Source organism: Teichococcus vastitatis (assembly GCF_003604215.1).
GTDB classification, from domain to species: domain Bacteria; phylum Pseudomonadota; class Alphaproteobacteria; order Acetobacterales; family Acetobacteraceae; genus Pseudoroseomonas; species Pseudoroseomonas vastitatis.
The window spans coordinates 40,060-56,439 of the sequence record NZ_QXGS01000017.1; the positions used below are offsets into that span (position 1 = coordinate 40,060).

The following is a 16,380-nucleotide window of genomic DNA, read 5'->3' on the forward strand; positions in this document are numbered from 1 at the left end:
TGCTACTCTGATTTCGCTATGACGCTGCAGCCTGACGCGTCGCTTAGCGTTGAACCTTCCTGCGATATTGTCCGCGTCGCCCTACCTCGGGGGAAATGGATTGTGAATAGTGTAGGATGAGCCGAAGCTTTCGCTCCTGACTCTGGTCTCGACGTCAACGTCGCTCGTTGGATCATGTGACCTTCAAGTGCGCTGCCAAGTCACCCGGAAGACTGCTCGTACAGTTCGAAAGCTCTCCTTCGGGCGGACTGACTCAGAAAGCGGCTCCGCTGCCAGTCCGATCTCCAGCCGAGCTAGGTCCGCCTCACGTCGGCAATCCGTGTTCTGGCCTCGACGTGCTCTGGCGTCGACTGGTCAGAGCTGATGCCTTTCCGGTTGCCAGCCGAAGCACCGTTCCGGCGTGCATGAGGCAAAGCCGGGCCTGGGAGGTGGCCGGGGCAAGTTGCCCGGCCATGCTCTCATAGGTCACCGAGTTTGGATCGACCCTTCGAACATGGCCGAATCTGTGGCAGCTGCTGCTGCGGTCACCGGAATCGTGCCAACCCGGACGAGAGCTCCTGGACTTGATTCATTCTGCCCGCTGGCTTGGCCCGCACCGGCGTATCAGCCTGCATTTCATGGATCAGAGATCCCCCGCCGCGACGATATGCTCGATCGCTACCGGGAAGTGCCGCACGCGCACGCCCGTCGCGTGCCAGATCGCATTCGCGATCGCGCCGGCCGTGCCGGTGATGCCGATTTCACCCACGCCCTTGATGCCGAGTGCGTTCACGTGTGGATCTTCCTCATCAACCAGGATCGCCTCGAGCGACGGCACATCTGCATTCACGGGCACACGGTACTCGGCGAGATCGGCATTCACCACCCGTGCCGTGCGAGGGTCCAGAACGGCCCGCTCATGCAGGGCGAAGGACAAACCCCAGATCATACCTCCGTAGTATTGGCTTCGCACGAGTCTCGGATTGATGATGCGGCCGGCGGCAAAGGCGCCCACCAGCCGCGTCACCCGGACCTGCCCAAGCTCTGGGTCCACCTTCACCTCGGCAAAAACGGCGCCATGCGCGTGCATCGCGTAGCGCTCCGCAGCAGTCGGATCCGCGTTGGCCATACCGCGCGCCTCCACCTCCTGCAGGCCGGCGCGGGCGAGGATGTCACCGAAGGCCTCGCTGCGGCTTCCGTCGTCCCACCGGACCAGGCGACCGGAACGCGCGACCACGCCGATATTGCCGGCGCCGAAGAGTGGAGAGCGCGGATCGGCTACCGCGATCTCCGTCAGCCGTGCAATGACCTGCGCGCCCGCGACGTGGATCGCGCCGCCGGCCGTCGCGGTGTGCGCCGAGCCGCCGGCGATGCCTGCATTCGGCAGGTCTGAACGGCCGGCGCGGAACTCGAGCCTGCTGGCGTCGAGGCCGAGGCTTTCGGCGGCGATCTGCGCCAGCGCCGTCCAGGCGCCCTGTCCCATGTCATGCGCGCCGGTCTCGACCAGGCCGGTGCCGTCCTGCCGCAAAACGGCACGTGCTTCGCCCTGGAACATCAGCGCGGGAAACGTCGCGGTGCCGAGGCCCCAGCCGACCAGCATCCCGTTCTCGTCGCGCATGCTGCGCGGCAGGAGGGGTCGCCCCGCCCAACCGAAGCTGGCCGCGCCCTCCACATAGCATTCGCGCAGCGCCTTCGAGGAGAAGGGTTTGCCCGAAACCGGCTCGATCTCGGCGTAATTGCGCAGGCGGAACTCCAGTGGATCCATGCCGCAGCTGTACGCCATTTCGTCGATTGCGCTCTCCAGCGCGATGCTGCCACTTGCCTCTCCGGGGGCCCGCATGAAGCCGGGCGTGCCCGTGTCCAACCGCACGGCCTCGTTCGTCGTCGCGATGGCCGGCGCGGCATAGAGCGTGTGACTTACGCCGGCCGAGGGCTCGAGGAAGTCGTCAAAGCGGCTCGTCGCCGTGCGGACATGGTGATGGATGGCCGTCAGACCACCATCCGCCGCGGCGCCGAGGCGCAGCCGCTGCCGCGTCGGCGCGCGATGGGTGACGGGGCCGTACATCTGCTCGCGCCGCAGCACGAGCTTCACCGGCCGGCCGACCAGCCGCGCGGCGAGAATGCCCAGCACCTGCGGTCCGCTCAGCAGCTTCGATCCGAAGCCGCCTCCGATGAAGGGACTGCGGATGTGGATCTCCTCGGGCTGGATGCCGAACAGCGCGGCCAACCGCATCTGGGTCAGGCTGAGACCCTGGGTCGGCATGTCGAGCGACAAACGGTTGCCTTCCCAGGCCGCCACGACGGCGTGCGGCTCCATCGCATTGTGGAACTGCATCGGCGTCTCGAAGGTGGCGTCGATCCGATGCTCGGCTGCGGCCAGGCCAGCGTCAACATCGCCGTGCCATGTCTCACCTGGGGCGCCGGCGCCGACGACCTCCGGCACGAAGACATCCGCCGCATCCAGCGAGGCCTCGACCGGTTCGGCCTCGTAGCGGGGCGCGAGCAGCGCGGCGCCCTCGGTCGCGGCCTCCAGAGTCCTCGCGATCACCACGGCGATGGGCTGGCCTGCGTAGCGCACGCGGTCATTCTGCAGCAGGTCGAGCCGGAAGGAGAAGGGGACCGATTTGTCGTCCGGGTCCTGCGCCAGCGCCGGGCGATTCGCCGGTGTCATCACCTCCACCACACCGGGATGCGCGCGCGCCGCGGCGAGGTCGAGGAAGGCGACACGGCCGCGGGCGATGCGGGCGGTCGCGAGCACGGCGTGCAGCAGGCCGGGCGGGTGGTTGTCGGCGGCGTAGGACGCCTGGCCGGTGACCTTCAGTACGCCGTCGCGGCGCGTGAGAGGCTGCCCGATGCCGGACCCGTGCCGCAGGCGCGCGACCTCAACCATGGAGACCTCCGGGAAGGGGGGCGAAGGGGGATGCGGGCAGGGCCGGCAGCCGCTCGGGCGTGCCGGCGGCGGCGAGGCGCAGCGCGCGTGCCGCGATGCGTCGCGCCAGCTCGATCTTGAAGGTGTTGTCACCGGATGGGCGGGCCTCGGCCAATGCGATCGTGGCGGCCTGTTGGAACGCGGCCTCAGCGGGTGCAGCTCCGAGGAGGAACGCTTCCGCCGCCCTGGCGCGCCAGGGCTTGGCGGCGACGCCGCCGAGCGCGAGCCGCGCCGCAGCGATCTGACCCTCCTGGATCCGCAGGCAGGCCGCAGCGGACACTACCGCGAAAGCAAAGGAGGTGCGCTCGCGCAGCTTCACGTAGCGCGCATGAGCGGCGAAGCCTGCTGCCTCCGGCGGCAGGCGCAGCGCGACCACGAGTTCGCCAGGTGCCAGAACGCTTTCCCGCTCCGGCGTGGCGTCGGGCAGCAGGTGAAAGTCTGCCAGCGGGACCTCGCGCCAGCCTTCTGGCCCTTCGATCTCCATGATGGCGTCCAGCGCGACCAGCGGGACGCAGAAGTCGGAAGGGTGGGTCGCGATGCAGGTCTTGCTCCAGCCGAGTACGGCGTGCAACCGGTTCTCTCTGCCATGGGCGTCGCAGCCGCTGCCAGGGGCGCGCTTGTTGCAGGCGCTGGCGGTGTCCTGGAAATAGGCGCAGCGCGTCCGCTGCAGCAGGTTGCCACCGGTCGTCGCCATGTTGCGCAGCTGCCCCGAGGCGCCGGACAGCAGCGCCTCTGCCACCGCCGGAAAGCGCCGGCGGAACGCCAAATCATGCGCCAGATCGGCGTTGCGCACGCGCGCCCCGATGCGCACTCCGCCGTCAGGCAGTTCCTCGATCGTGTCGAGGCCAGCCAGGTAATTCAGATCCACCAGCCGGGCAGGGCGCGCGACGCCGATCTTCATGAGGTCGAGCAGGTTGGTGCCGGCGGCGAGATAGGCGCTGCCCGGCTGCGCGCCGGCCGCGACAGCCTCGGCGACGGTGCGCGGCCGGACGTAGTCGAACCGGTTCATGCCGCCGTCTCCTGCGGAGCGCCGGCCATGGTCCGGCTCGCCTCGACCACCGCCTCGGTAATGCCGCGATAGGCGCCGCAGCGGCAGAGATTGCCGCTCATGCCCTCACGCACGCGCTCCGGGTCGTCGCCGGCCTGGCCTTCAGTGATGAGGCCGAGGGCACTCATGATCTGGCCGGGGGTGCAGAAGCCGCACTGGAGCGCGTCATGGGCGATGAAGGCAGCCTGCAGGGGATGCAGCGCTTCGCCTTCGGCGAGGCCTTCGATGGTCAGGATCTCCGCGCCGTCATGGCTGAGGGCGAGTGCCAGACAGGCGTTCACGCGCTGGCCATTCAGCAGGATGGTACAGGCGCCGCATTGGCCGCGGTCGCAGCCCTTCTTGGTGCCGGTGAGATCCAGCCGCTCCCGTAGCAGGTCGAGCAACGTGACGCGCGGGTCATCCAGCTCGACCTGTTGCAGCACGTGGTTGATGGTGAGGGTGACCGACAAGCTCATGCGGAGCCTCCGATGAGGGCGGTGTCAGGGCAGGCCGCCCCGCCCGGGGCCATCTCAGCAGCCCAGTGCGGGACATTGGTCTGGGCACGAGGGACTGCTCCACGCGCCGCTGGAATGTGATAGATGGAGACACCCTCCGCTTGCAAGACGAAAACGGAGGCGCCCTCCATTTATGCGGGAGACAAAGCCTGCCCATGACCGACCGAGCTGCCAATCGCCAACGCAGGCCGCGTGCTGACGCAGTCCGGAATCGCGAGCGCGTGCTTGAAGCGGCCAAGGCCGTGTTCAGCCAGGGAGGGGCTGAAGCCGGCCTGGAAGCCGTGGCCCGGCAGGCTGGCGTGGGTATTGGAACGCTTTATCGCCACTTCCCGACGCGCGAGGCACTTTACGAGGCAGTCTACCGGCGCGAGGTCGAGCAACTGGCCGAGATGGCCCGACACCTCGCCACGGAGTTGCCGCCCTTGCCCGCGCTGCGCCGCTGGATGCAGGCATTGGTGGAGTTCATCGCGACAAAGAAGGGGATGGCCACGGCGCTGGCCCTGGCCGCCCATAAGCCGCCGGAGCTCATGACCTATACGACTGGCCGGTTGCAGGAGGCGATCGGGACGCTGCTGTTCCCGGCGGCCGAGGCTGGCGAAGTCCGCGGCGATGTCGGCCCGGATGAGCTGCTGCGCGCGGTGATCGGACTGTCCTACCTGCAGGACGGGCCCGACTGGCAGGCGCGGGTGATCCGCCTTCTTGACGTCTTCCTGGATGGGCTGCGCCTTCGGCCTGATGCATCCGATGGAAGGCCTCCGACTGACCATTGAGGGGAAGGTGCTGCGCCTGCCCATTCAAGGCGTGGTGGAGTTTCTCGCGGCTGAGCCCCTCACTGCCACGATCCCGGATCACAATCCTGATGTCGCAGCGGTGCAGATGGCCTGCATCGACCGGCTCATGCGCGCGAGATTGTCGTCAGGGAAGGAGCGAAAGGGGCTCGTCACCCGGCCGGGCGGCCACAGTCCTGCTGGCTTCTGGCGAGCATTCATGCGGGAGCCTCGCCGCTCCGCGACCGCGACGTCGCCACGCCATCCACACTTGTCACTTTTGGTCCCTCGGGAAGGCCGACAGTACGTTCATGGCCGGCGGAAACCGCAAATCCGCCGATCCCGGCGGGACCGCGGGAGAAGGCTTCCGAAGATCGTTCCGAGAGGAGTTCAAGACCATTGCGGCCTGGATCCCTCCTCCGGCCTGCTCGTCGCCAGAGGTCCAATTGTGATCGGCCTGCTGGGCGGCGTCCTTCTCCGGGCGGCAATTAACGACGCCTGGTCGACTCTGCGGCGTCGTGCATCTTGAGCATCCCGGCGAGGATGGCGTTGAACGCGTCCGCCGCCTCATAGGACACCCAGTGTCCTGCCTTGGGGATCACCCTCACATCGGCGCCCGGACAGAGGGAACGGATCAGATCCACCCGATCGGCCACGTAGGGGTAGGCGATCGCGTCACGCTCGCCGAAAATGGCGTGAACCGGCACGTTGATGGCCGGCAGCACGTCCCGCACAGCCGCGTCTGACACGACGTTCCGGCTGCGGAAGCGCGCGTGATCGCTGTTCCAGCTCTGGATTTCGAGGGCCAGATCGTCGATCGAGGCGGGGTCGGCGAGCATCAGGCTGGCAAGATTGGCACAATGCGCCGCCATGCGGTCCTGCTCCGACCGGTTGCGGACGGACACCAGCGGCGTCGCCTCGCGTCGTAGCCCGAGCGCCCCGGGGCCGGTGAGGACGACCCTCTTCAGTCCCATCACAGGACGGGCTGCGATGTGCGATGCGATCACCGCGCCGAAGGAAAAGCCCACCAGATCATAGCTCGCGCCTGGTCCGATCTGTGCGGTGATCCCATCCGCGAGGATGTCGGCCAGGCTCCAGAGACTGGTGCCTGCAGGCGGCAGGTCGGACTCGCCCAAGCCTGGTGTATCGGGCGCGAGGACGCGTCGGCTGCGCGACAGAAACAAGATGTTGCGTGCCCAGTGCCGCCAGGACCCGGCGCCTCCATGCAACAAAACCAGAGGCTCGCCCTCGCCCCACTCATGCCAGACGACATGGCCTGCCCCGCACGTCGTTCGCGAACGCCGGGAACCAGCTTCAAGGGTTTCGAGGGAAGGATTCACGGTCGGCATCAACCTTGATGACAATGGGAACGTGCAGGATCAGCGGTGGGCAGGAAAGCAAAGCTTCGCGGCGTGCATCGTACCGTCACACCTGCAGCGCAAACGGGTTCCGGGCCTTGCTTCCCGGAACTTCCCGCATCGCCTTCCTGTCCAGGAGCCATTTCACGAAACGTGTCCATCCGGTGCGGCACGCGGTCTGGCGCCTATCAGGCACGGCAAAATCCAACCTCGCGCTTGAACGGACCGTTCAGTCACGGCCCGGGTAACCCAGCTCCGTGAAGTGGCTAGCAGAGTTGCACGGCTGCGCCAAGCTGCGACCACCACTGGTGTCAACACCCTTTCCATGGCGTCGCAAGGATGTGAATGATGGGGGTCCGTAACTGTTGACCCTGCGCGGTCGAGGCAGTGATTGGCAGGCATGAGGCACCCCTTCGAAGCCACCTGGAATGGGAGCGGCGCCGGGCGCTATCGGTGGTACGGAACATTCCTCTGAGTTCGTTGAGGAGCAGCTCATTCTCCGTGTTGCGGAGAAGCGTAGACCGGCGTCGCCAGCCCCTCGGCTCGTGCCTTGAGTTGCAAAGCCAGATAACGCGAGTAGTGGCGCGACTGAGCGAGATTGCCGCCGTGGAACCAAAGGCCCGGTTGCGCCGTCGGTTTCCACATGTTTCGCAGCTCGCCCTGCCATGGACCCGGATCGCGCGTTGTGCCGCTACCGAGGCCCCAGCAGCGCCCGACTTTCTCCGCGACATCCCTGGAAATCAGGAGCTCTGCCCATTCATCCATCGAGCCATAGCCGGTGGCATAGATGATCGTGTCCGCCGGGAGGATGGTTCCGTCGGACAGCCGCACCCCTTCCGGTACCACGGCCTCGACCGCGCCGCGTGCCAGCCCGATGCGGCCCTCCGCGATCAGCTCGGAGGTGCCGACGTCGATGTAGTAGCCAGAGCCCCGGCGCAGGTACTTCTGCGACAAGCCGGTTCCGTCCTCTCCGAAATCCAGCAGGAAGCCTGCCGCCCGGAGCCGGTCGTAGAATGCCGCGTCCTCCCGCGCGATCTCCTCCCAAAGCGGGCGCTGCAGCGCCGGCTGCACGCGGTAGGGTATGGAGGCGGCCAGAAGGTCCGCCTTTTCAGTGTCGATACCGCTCGCGACCGCCTCTTCGGAGTACAGCGCGCCCCAGCCGCGGCGCAGCATGGTGTCGGTCCGCACCACCAGGGTGGAGGACCTCTGCACCATAGTTACCTCCGCTCCATGCGCCCAGACGTCGGCGCAGATGTCATGGGCCGAGTTGTTGGAACCGACCACCACCACGCGCTTGCCGCGGTAGGCGACGCCGCCGGCGTGCTGGCTGGAATGGTGTTGCTCGCCGCGGAAGCTGTCCGTGCCGGGAAAGGACGGCATCTGCGGCATTCCGGCCATGCCGGTGGCCAGCACGAGCTGCCGGGGGTGCAGCGTCACCGCCTCGCCGTCCCGGTCCACCACGACCGTCCACCGCCCCTCCGTCTCATCGTAGGTGGCGCGCTCACAGCGCGTGCGGTTCCAGCAATCGAGCTCCATGACCTTCGCGTACATCTCAAGCCAGTCGCCGAGCTTGTCCTTCGGCGTGAACACGGGCCAGTGCGCGGGGAAGGGAAGATAGGGCATGTGGTCGTACCAGACTGGGTCGTGCAGGCAGAGCGACTTGTAGCGCTTGCGCCAGTTGTCGCCCGGCCGATCGTGCAGATCGATGACCAGGGTGGGAACGCGCAGCCGCTTCAGCCGCGCCGCCAAGCCGAGCCCGCCCTGGCCGCCGCCGACGATCAGAACCTCGGGTTGCTCGGACCGGCCCAGCCGCCCGGCTTCCTCCTGACGCCGCTCCAGCCAACTTGGCGCGCCGTGCTGACCCGGGAGGGGGGCGCCGCGCTCGCGGGTGGGGCCCTCATGCTCCTCAAAGCCCTTGAGTTCCCGCCCGGCCGTCAGCAAGATCCAGCACAGCCCGTCCCGCAGCCTCACGTACCCGCGGCCGCGCATCGCCGCGGTGTCGAAGGTGATCCAGCCCTCCACGGTGCCGTCGGCCGCCACCTTGGCCTCACCCTCCGGGGCGACGGTGCCGGGCTGCACCAGAGGAGCTTGCCGGGCCACCATCGCCCGAATGGCCTCGCGTCCTTCAGAGGTGTGCAGCGTCCAGGTGAAGGCGACGAGATCCCGCCAATAGGATTCGGCGCCGAACAGCGCGGCAACGGCGGATGCATCCCCCGCCGCGATCGCCGTGCCGAAGCGCGCCACCCAGTCGCGCAGCAAGGCAGTGGCAGGCCGGGCGGCGTCAGCGCGCGACATGACGGAACCCCGCATCCGCGGCTTCGAGCACGTGGTCGATATCTGCCTCCGTATGGGCACAGGACAGGAACATGTTGTGCTTGGGATGCAGATAGGCCCCGTGGCGCAGCGCCTCGGCGCAGAAGGCGTAGCCGCGCTTCCACCCGGGATCGTCGGCGAAGAGCACGGTGGGCATCTGCGGCGGGCCGCTCTGCTCGATCCGCAGTCCGTGCCGGGCCGCCCGTTCCTCTAGCCCGTCGCGCAGGCGCCGGCCCAGGGCGCGCATGAGGGCGGGGCCATCGAGGCGGTGCAGCTCCCGCAGCGTGGCGACCGCGGCCGCCATCGGCACGGCGCCGCACCAGAAGGAGCCCGTGGCGAACACCCGGGTGGCAGCCTCGCGGAAGCGCTCCCGCCCGGTCACGGCCGCGAGCGGATGGCCGTTGGCGATTGCCTTGCTCCAGGCTGAAAGGTCCGGCCGCACCCCCAGTGGCTCCCAGGATCCGCCGAGATCGATGCGGAAGCCGGCGCGGACATCGTCCAGGATCAGTGCCGCCCCGGTCTGGTCGCAGAGTGCACGGATGGCCTGGGCGAACTCCGGCGTGGGCAGCGCCTGAGGCTTCCCCATGTCGTGGCGGAAGGCGGAGGCCATGACCGCCGCCAGATCGGTTCCTGCCATCTCCGCCGCTGCGTGCAGGCTCGCGATGTCATTATAGGAATAGAATACGAGGTGCGCCCGGTCCTCCGCCGTCACGCCGGCCACGCTGGGCGAGCACCAGGGCACTGCACCGTGATACGCGCCGCGCGCCACCAGCACTTTGCGCCGGCCCGTCCCGGCGCGGGCGATGGTGACGCAGTTCGTCGTGGCATCGGTGCCGTTCTTGCCAAACTGGCACCAGTCGGCATGCGGAACCGTGGCGACGACCAGCTCCGCCAGTTCCACCAAAACCGGCGCCGGGCCGTTCATGCAGTCGCCCCGCGCCGCCTGCGCCGCCGCCGCCGCATCGACGGCCGGATGGTGGTGGCCGAGCACGATGGGACCCCAGGAACACATCATGTCGATGAACTGCCGGCCGTCGGCGTCGATCAGGCGGCAGCTTTCCGCACGCTCGAAGAACTGGGGATAGCCTTCCGGCAGAAGTCGCGCATTGAGATGCCCCCAAAGGCCACCGGGGATCACGCGCTCGGCCCGGGCGCGCAGAACCTGATCGGAACTGCTCGCGTGCGGAACCGCTTCGCTGTTGAACATGGCAGCCGCTCCTTCTTCAGGGCTCATGCAACCGATATATCATATATAAAAGATCGTCATCACCCAGTTGCTTGGTTTTCAACCGTCGCGTCGCATATCTTTGGCACCATGCCCCTGACCGCCTCACTTCCCGTCCTGACCCGCACCAGCCTGAACGACAGGGTCTATGAGACGCTCCGCGCCGCCCTGCTCGAAGGGCGCCTGCGCCCGCATCAGCGCCTCAAGATCCGCGACCTCGCCGCCACCATGGGTGTCTCGGAGACGCCGGTGCGAGAGGCGGTCATGCAACTCGTGCGTGAACGCGCGTTGACGCTGCAGACCAGCCGCTCCCTCACCGTGCCGCGGCTCTCGGCCGAGCAATACCTGGAGTTGCGGGAGATCCGGATGGAACTGGAAGGGCTGGCGGCCGCGCGCGCCGCCGAGCATGTCTCCACCCGCGACGTTGCGGCGCTCGCCAGGCTGCATGACCGCCTGCGCAAGGCCGAGGATGCGGGGAACGCGGCCGAGGCGGTGCGCAGCAACTGGCACTTCCACGCCCGCATCTACGAGGCGGCGGCCATGCCGGAACTTTTCCACATGATCCAGGGGCTCTGGCTCCGCAACGGCCCGCTGCTGACCTACCTCTATCCACACGCCGCGCCGTTCTACGCCGGACGTCACCGCCACCTCGACATCCTGGACGCCTTGCGTGCGCATGACGGTCCCGCCGTCCGCACCGCCATCCGGGCAGATACGATCGAGGGCGGCGCGAGGCTGCTGGACATGCTTCGGGAACTGGATGCCGGACGGCTGGACGAGAAACCCTTGGCCTCCGGCCCGGAGCTGGATGCGCTGCGCGCCGTGGCCTAGACCGGCGGAGGGCGGCGATCGGCCCAAGGCCGCGCCGCCTCCAGCACCGCGCCCAGCCGCAACAGATCAAGCTCCGCGCCCCAGCGCCCGATCAGTTGCACTCCGGTCGGCATCCCCGTTTCGTCGAACCCGCTGGGTACCGTCAGCGCCGGGTGTCCCGTCAGGTTGAAGGGGTAGACGTAGCTGCTCCATCCCTGCCGCGTGATCCCGCAGAGTTCCCCCTCGATTTCCACCTCGTCATGCGCGGCGTCGAAATCGGCGGGAAGTGCCGTGCGGGTTAACGTCGGCGTGATCAGCACGTCGAAGCGGTCGAACAGGCGCTGGATCGCGCGGAACAGCCGCGTCCGGGCGTACTGGCCTTCGCGGAATTCCGTCAGGCTGAAGGTCTCGCCGCGCTCCATGAAGGCCAGCAGCGTCGGGTCCATCCTGTCCCGCCACTCGGCCAAGTGGCACCGCTGCGAGATCGCGAAGTTGGCCTGGTACATCACGCGGCCCGGCATCTCCATCCAGTCCACGTCTCCGCCCGCCGCCTCGGTCGCGGCGCCCATGGCCTCGAACACGAAAACCGACGCCCGAAGGTTCGCCGCCACCTCCCGCTGCACGCGCGCGTTGCCGGTGCGTTCCATCACGCCGATCCGCAGGCCGTGCAGATCCCGCCCCGCCAGGCGCGGCGACAAGGGCAGGTCCGCGGCGCCGAGGCTCCAGGGGTCGGAAGCGTCCGGCCCGGCCAGCACGGAGCGCATGGTGGAAAGGTCGGCGATCGTCCGCGCCATCGGCCCGGCATAGGTGTAGTTGCCGAAGGCGTCCGCCCCCTGCTGCCAAGGGATCGAGCCGAGCGTCGGCTTCAGCCCCACGATCCCGCAGCATGCCGCCGGGATGCGGATCGAACCGGCACCGTCCATCCCGAGCGCGATCGGGCCCAACCCCGTCGCGACGGCGACCGCGGCTCCGCCGCTCGACCCGCCAGATGTGCGCGCGGTGTTCCACGGGTTGCGCGTGGTGCCGAAGCCGGGGCCGTCGGTCAGCGCCTTGTGCCCAAATTCCGGCAAGGTGGTCTTGGCGAAGATGATCGCCCCCGCCGCGCGCAGCCGCGCCACGGTCACGTCATCGACCTGTGCCTCCGGTGCGTCGGCGAAGATGGCGGAGCCATAGGTGGTGCGCACGCCCCGGACATCCACCTGATCCTTGATGCTGACCGGGACCCCATGGAGCGGACCGAGCCTCGCGCCATCCTGCACAGCCGCCTCCGCCGCACGCGCTGATGTCAGTGCCTCCTCCTCCAGCAGCACCACGAACGGGTTCAGCCGTTCCTGCACGCGTCTGGCCGCAGCGAGAACGGCCTCGGTGAGCGCGACCGGCGACAGCGCGCCATCCCGGATCAGGGCGGCGGCCCGGGTGGCCGAGGTGAAGAGCAGTTCGTCAGACATGGCGGGATGCCTCCTCGGAGAAGCAGGAGAACCGAAACCTCTTGCTCCTCGTGATATCGGATATATCGTGTATCAACAGTGCGCCGCGATCAAGCAAGGCGCCGCAGAATCGAAGGGGCGTCATGAGCACCATCACCGTATCGAGGCGCGGCGTGCTGGCGGGCGCAACCGCGCTCGCGCTTCCGGCGGCGCTGGGCTCCCATCCGGCCGCGGCGCAGCAGAAGCCGCTCACCGTCATGCTGGAATCCGAGGTCGTCATCCTCGACCCCCACATGACTACCGCCGCGATCACCCGCACCTTCAGCTACCATGTGTTCGACATGCTCTATGGCAGCGATGCGGCGGGGCGAATCCATCCGCAGATGGTGGAGAAGCACGAGGTTTCCGCCGACGGCCTGACCTGGAACTTCACGCTGCGGCCCGGATTGCGCTTCCACGACAACGCTCCCGTCACCGCGGCGGATTGCGTGGCATCCCTTCAGCGATGGGCCCCGAGGGACGCGCTGGGCCGCATGATGCTGGCCGCCGGTGCCAAGCCGGTTGCGAAGGGCGAGCGCGACTTCACGATCACGCTTTCCACGCCGTTTCCACTGATGTTGAACGTGCTCGGCAAACCCAATGCGCCCCTGCCGGCCATGATGCCGGCGCGGGTGGTGGCGGCTGCCGGCGAAGGACGGATCAAGGACGTCATCGGCTCCGGGCCGTTTCGTTTCGTCGCCGAGCGCTGGAGGGGCGGGGACAGCATGGTGCTGGCCCGCTTCGAAGGCTACGTTCCTCGCACGGAGCCGGCCGACTTCCTGGCGGGCGGCAAGACCGTGCACGTGCCGGAACTCGTGATCAAGATCATCGGCGACGACACCACCGGCGCCAATGCCCTGGCCGCCGGCGAGATCGACTACATGCAGTACCTGCCCTACGATCTCATCTCCATGCTGGCCCGCCTGCCGGATGTGCAGGTGATGACCCTGAGGGGCCTCGACATGTTTCAGGGCAATTTCCGCCTCAACGCCGCCACTGGTCCCTTCGCTGATCCGGCGGTGCGCTCCGTGCTCTGGAAGCTGGTGGACCAGAAGGAGATGCTGCAGGCCGCAGGCATTGGTCCCTCCGTACGGCTGGAGCGCTGCACCTCCTTCTTCATGTGCGACGCCCCCTTCTCCAGCGACGCAGGCTCCGACGTTGCCCAGTTCGACCCCGGAGCGGCGAAAGCTGCGCTGGCCCGTACCGGATACAAGGGCGAGCCCGTGGTGATGTTGCAGGTCACGGGCTCCATCTCCCAGGCGGCAGGCAGCCTCCTGGCGCAGCGGATGCGGGAAGCGGGCTTCACCGTGGACGAGCAGGTGATGGACTGGGGAACGGTGCTGCAGCGCCGGGGTTTGAAGGAGGGCTGGAGCGTGTTCCCGGTCTACAGCAACGGCGTGGACATGGCATCGCCATTGACGCACTTCTATATTTCCAACAATTGCGGCGATTATCCGGGCTGGAGCTGCAGCGAGCCGATGTCGGCGCTGCTGACCCAGTTCGCCGCGGCGCCGGACGATGCGTCGCGCGCGCGGATCGCCGCCGCCATTCAGGAGGACGCGTACCGCACCACGCCATCCGTGATGTGGGGCCAGTTCTCCCGTCCCGCCGGCTACCGCCGGAGGCTGCAGGGGCTGGCCCAATCATCCTATCCCATCTTCTGGGGTGTCAGGCTGGCGGCCGCCTGATGATCGTCGATGCCGCCGCGCTTCGCGCTGCCCTGCCTGACACGCGCAGCCCACAGATGCTGCGGGGTCTCGACGAGAAGGTCGTCGTGCACCGGGACGAGTGGGGCATCCCGCATATCAAGGCGCGGACAGAAGGCGATGCCCATTTCGCCCTGGGCTTTGTTCACGCCCAGGACAGATTGTTCCAGATGGAGCTCAGCCGCCGCCGCGCCCTGGGACGGGCGGCAGAATGGCTGGGAGCGGAGGCTGCCGAGAGCGACGCGCTTTGTCGCCGCCTGGGGATGGAAGCCGCCTGCCGCCGCGACTATGCCGCGCTCGGCGGCGAGGCGAGGTCGATGCTCGAGCACTACACCGCCGGGGTCAACGCATTCCTAGATTCCGGCGCGCCGTTGCCGGTCGAATACCTGATGCTCGGGGCTGCGCCGGAACGCTGGGAGGGCTGGCACCCGATCGCGGTGATGCGCCGCCTCGGCCTGCTGATGGGCTCCGTGTGGTTCAAGCTGGCCCGCATCCTGGCGCTGGCGGTCGTCGGCGTGGAAAACGCGGCCAAGCTGCGCTACGACGATGGTGGTGCGGAGCTGCTTTGCATTCCGGCCGGTGCCGTTGGCGAGCGCATGGCGGCCGACCTCGCCGCGCTCCGGCCCGCCATCGGTGCGTTGCTTACGGCCATGGGGCCGGACGAGACCGGCGGCGGCAGCAATAACTGGGCGGTCGGCCCTGGCAGAAGTGCCACTGGCAGGCCGATCCTGGCCGGGGACCCGCACCGCGCTTTCGAGATCCCGGGGATGTACACTCAGCATCACCTGGCCTGCGATGAGTGGGACGTGATCGGGCTGACCGTCCCTGGCGTTCCCGCCTTTCCGCACTTCATGCACAACGCTCGGGTCGCGTGCTGCGTCACTCATGCCTTCGTGGACATCCACGACCTGTTCCTCGAACGCTTCGATGACGGCGATTGCCTGTTCCAGGGCCGCCGCGAGCCTGTTCGCACCCGCACTGAGACGGTCTCTGTCCGCGGCGGGCCGATCATGTGGTTACCATCTGGGAAACCCGGCGCGGGCCGGTGGTGGCCGGCGATCCAGCCTCCGGCGCCGCCCTCGCGCTGCGCTCGGTTCAGTTCGTCGACACTGATCTCTCCTTCGACTGCCTGCCGCGGATGTTGCGCGCCGGGAGTGTTCCCGCGCTGTTCGAGGCAACGCGGGGCTGGGGACTGATCGACCACAACCTGGTTGCCGGCGATATCGAAGGGCGTATTGGACACCGGGTTCGCGCCCTGGTGCCGCGCCGGCCCCGCGAGAACGGCTGGTTCGCCGTGCCGGGCTGGACGGGAGAAGGGGAGTGGGAGGGTTATCTTCCGCACGAAGCCATGCCGGAGGTGATCGATCCGGAGGACGGCATCATCGTCACCGCCAACAATCGCGTGGTTGCCGATGGCGAGCCTTATCTCTGCACCGATTGCCATCCGCCTTACCGAGCCGCGCGCATCGTCGAGCTATTGCGCTCCCTGCCGCGCTTCCGGGTGGATGACGCCGCGGCGGTCCACGCGGATGTGCTTTCTCGGAACGCCGCATTGTTCCAGGGGCGGCTCCGCGGCCTGTCGGTTCCGGCGAACGCGGCCGCGGCCTCGCTGCGCGAGAAGCTGTTAGGCTGGGATGGACGAATGGACGCCGGCTCGGCCGCCGCCGGGCACTACAATGCGCTGCGACGGGCGATGACCGATATTCTTGCCCGCCGTTCGGGGCTGGCGGGGATGACGGCCCATCCCTGGGCCGCCGTGCCGCCGGGTGTGTCGCCAACAGGAAACCTCTGGTGGGCTTTGCCGACGCTGCTCCGGAACGACGATACTGGCATGCTGGATGGGTGGAGTTGGGACGACGTCTTGCGAAGCGCGTTGGAGGCAGCCGCGGCTGCACCGGCTTCGCCCTGGGGGGAGGAGCATCGCCCGGCCTTCCGTCATCCGCTCTCCGCCTTGTTTCCAGACGCCGCGCCGTTGTTGGATCCACCCTCCATGCCGCTCGGCGGGGATGGCGACACGGTCATGGCGGTCGGCCTGGCTCCCGCCGCAGGCCCCACCGCCACCTATGGCTCGCTGTGCCGCTACGTGATGGATGTCGGTGACTGGGAGGAGAGCCGCTGGGCCGTGTTCCACGGCGCATCCGGCCATCCAGGTGGTCCGCACTACTGCGATCAAGCGACGGAATGGGCGGCCTGCCGAATGGTGCCTATCTGTCTGGTTGTGAGACCTCCTTGGCAGCTTCAGCGATGAGGCGTGCGCGGGCGACATCGTCAGGTCCGGCGCGTTC

11 protein-coding genes and 1 pseudogene are annotated in these 16,380 nt (G+C 68.0%); 5 read left to right on the plus strand and 7 right to left on the minus strand.

The genetic code is table 11. The annotated features are described in order from the left end of the window. Positions 1–622 precede the first annotated feature (622 nt). From D2K64_RS16475 to D2K64_RS16485, 3 genes are read right to left on the minus strand one after another with little or no spacing between them, the layout of a single operon-like run. Positions 623–2,869 (minus strand): xanthine dehydrogenase family protein molybdopterin-binding subunit, encoded by a 2,247-nt coding sequence (locus D2K64_RS16475; protein WP_120009476.1) that lies wholly within the window; start codon positions 2,867–2,869, stop codon positions 623–625. Then, positions 2,862–3,917 (minus strand): FAD binding domain-containing protein, encoded by a 1,056-nt coding sequence (locus D2K64_RS16480; RefSeq protein WP_120009477.1) that lies wholly within the window; start codon positions 3,915–3,917, stop codon positions 2,862–2,864. The genes D2K64_RS16475 and D2K64_RS16480 overlap by 8 nt, the downstream gene beginning before the upstream one ends. Further along, positions 3,914–4,411 carry a (2Fe-2S)-binding protein gene (locus D2K64_RS16485; RefSeq protein ID WP_120009478.1) on the minus strand — a complete coding sequence of 166 codons (498 nt, stop codon included), beginning with the start codon at positions 4,409–4,411 and terminating at the stop codon, positions 3,914–3,916. The genes D2K64_RS16480 and D2K64_RS16485 overlap by 4 nt, the downstream gene beginning before the upstream one ends. 194 nt (positions 4,412–4,605) lie before the next feature. Here D2K64_RS16485 and D2K64_RS16490 point away from each other — a divergent pair, with 194 nt between their 5' ends. Continuing rightward, positions 4,606–5,220 (plus strand): TetR/AcrR family transcriptional regulator, encoded by a 615-nt coding sequence (locus D2K64_RS16490; protein ID WP_120009479.1) that lies wholly within the window; start codon positions 4,606–4,608, stop codon positions 5,218–5,220. Positions 5,221–5,705: 485 nt separating this feature from the next. Here D2K64_RS16490 and D2K64_RS16495 read toward each other — a convergent pair whose 3' ends face one another. The 3 genes from D2K64_RS16495 to D2K64_RS16505 all read right to left on the minus strand — a co-directional run bounded on the left by D2K64_RS16495 (position 5,706) and on the right by D2K64_RS16505 (position 10,095). Further along, positions 5,706–6,566 (minus strand): alpha/beta fold hydrolase, encoded by an 861-nt coding sequence (locus tag D2K64_RS16495; RefSeq protein ID WP_120009480.1) that lies wholly within the window; start codon positions 6,564–6,566, stop codon positions 5,706–5,708. 501 nt (positions 6,567–7,067) lie between these two features. Continuing rightward, positions 7,068–8,870: a flavin-containing monooxygenase gene (locus D2K64_RS16500; protein ID WP_120009481.1), complete on the minus strand. Its 1,803-nt coding sequence runs from the start codon at positions 8,868–8,870 to the stop codon at positions 7,068–7,070. Beyond that, positions 8,857–10,095 (minus strand): aminotransferase class III-fold pyridoxal phosphate-dependent enzyme, encoded by a 1,239-nt coding sequence (locus D2K64_RS16505; RefSeq protein ID WP_120009482.1) that lies wholly within the window; start codon positions 10,093–10,095, stop codon positions 8,857–8,859. The genes D2K64_RS16500 and D2K64_RS16505 overlap by 14 nt, the downstream gene beginning before the upstream one ends. 108 nt (positions 10,096–10,203) lie before the next feature. Between D2K64_RS16505 and D2K64_RS16510 the strand changes: the two genes are divergently transcribed. Next, positions 10,204–10,944 carry a GntR family transcriptional regulator gene (locus D2K64_RS16510; RefSeq protein ID WP_202910713.1) on the plus strand — a complete coding sequence of 247 codons (741 nt, stop codon included), beginning with the start codon at positions 10,204–10,206 and terminating at the stop codon, positions 10,942–10,944. On the opposite strand, the gene D2K64_RS16515 is transcribed toward D2K64_RS16510, so the two are convergent. Further along, positions 10,941–12,371: an amidase gene (locus tag D2K64_RS16515; protein WP_120009483.1), complete on the minus strand. Its 1,431-nt coding sequence runs from the start codon at positions 12,369–12,371 to the stop codon at positions 10,941–10,943. The genes D2K64_RS16510 and D2K64_RS16515 overlap by 4 nt on opposite strands. 122 nt (positions 12,372–12,493) lie before the next feature. On the opposite strand from D2K64_RS16515, the gene D2K64_RS16520 reads away from it, so the two are divergent. The 3 genes and pseudogenes from D2K64_RS16520 (at position 12,494) to D2K64_RS25965 (ending at position 16,343) form a co-directional block, all read left to right on the plus strand. Further along, positions 12,494–14,077: an ABC transporter substrate-binding protein gene (locus tag D2K64_RS16520; protein WP_120009484.1), complete on the plus strand. Its 1,584-nt coding sequence runs from the start codon at positions 12,494–12,496 to the stop codon at positions 14,075–14,077. Positions 14,078–14,133: 56 nt separating this feature from the next. Next, positions 14,134–15,087 (plus strand): annotated as a pseudogene (locus tag D2K64_RS25960) (penicillin acylase family protein); the annotation flags it as partial. 20 nt (positions 15,088–15,107) lie between these two features. Beyond that, on the plus strand, positions 15,108–16,343 hold the full coding sequence (locus D2K64_RS25965; protein WP_120009491.1) for a penicillin acylase family protein: 1,236 nt from the start codon (positions 15,108–15,110) through the stop codon (positions 16,341–16,343). Positions 16,344–16,380 lie beyond the last annotated feature (37 nt).

What these genes read in the sequence shown, in the direction of transcription:
- D2K64_RS16480 (WP_120009477.1), bottom strand. Translation starts at nt 3,917, where the DNA reads ATGAACCGGTTCGACTACGTCCGGCCGCGCACCGTCGCCGAGGCTGTC.
- D2K64_RS16475 (WP_120009476.1), bottom strand. Translation starts at nt 2,869, where the DNA reads ATGGTTGAGGTCGCGCGCCTGCGGCACGGGTCCGGCATCGGGCAGCCT.
- D2K64_RS16485 (WP_120009478.1), bottom strand. Translation starts at nt 4,411, where the DNA reads ATGAGCTTGTCGGTCACCCTCACCATCAACCACGTGCTGCAACAGGTC.
- D2K64_RS16495 (WP_120009480.1), bottom strand. Translation starts at nt 6,566, where the DNA reads ATGCCGACCGTGAATCCTTCCCTCGAAACCCTTGAAGCTGGTTCCCGG.
- D2K64_RS16500 (WP_120009481.1), bottom strand. Translation starts at nt 8,870, where the DNA reads ATGTCGCGCGCTGACGCCGCCCGGCCTGCCACTGCCTTGCTGCGCGAC.
- D2K64_RS16515 (WP_120009483.1), bottom strand. Translation starts at nt 12,371, where the DNA reads ATGTCTGACGAACTGCTCTTCACCTCGGCCACCCGGGCCGCCGCCCTG.
- D2K64_RS16510 (WP_202910713.1), top strand. Translation starts at nt 10,204, where the DNA reads ATGCCCCTGACCGCCTCACTTCCCGTCCTGACCCGCACCAGCCTGAAC.
- D2K64_RS16520 (WP_120009484.1), top strand. Translation starts at nt 12,494, where the DNA reads ATGAGCACCATCACCGTATCGAGGCGCGGCGTGCTGGCGGGCGCAACC.
- D2K64_RS16505 (WP_120009482.1), bottom strand. Translation starts at nt 10,095, where the DNA reads ATGTTCAACAGCGAAGCGGTTCCGCACGCGAGCAGTTCCGATCAGGTT.
- D2K64_RS16490 (WP_120009479.1), top strand. Translation starts at nt 4,606, where the DNA reads ATGACCGACCGAGCTGCCAATCGCCAACGCAGGCCGCGTGCTGACGCA.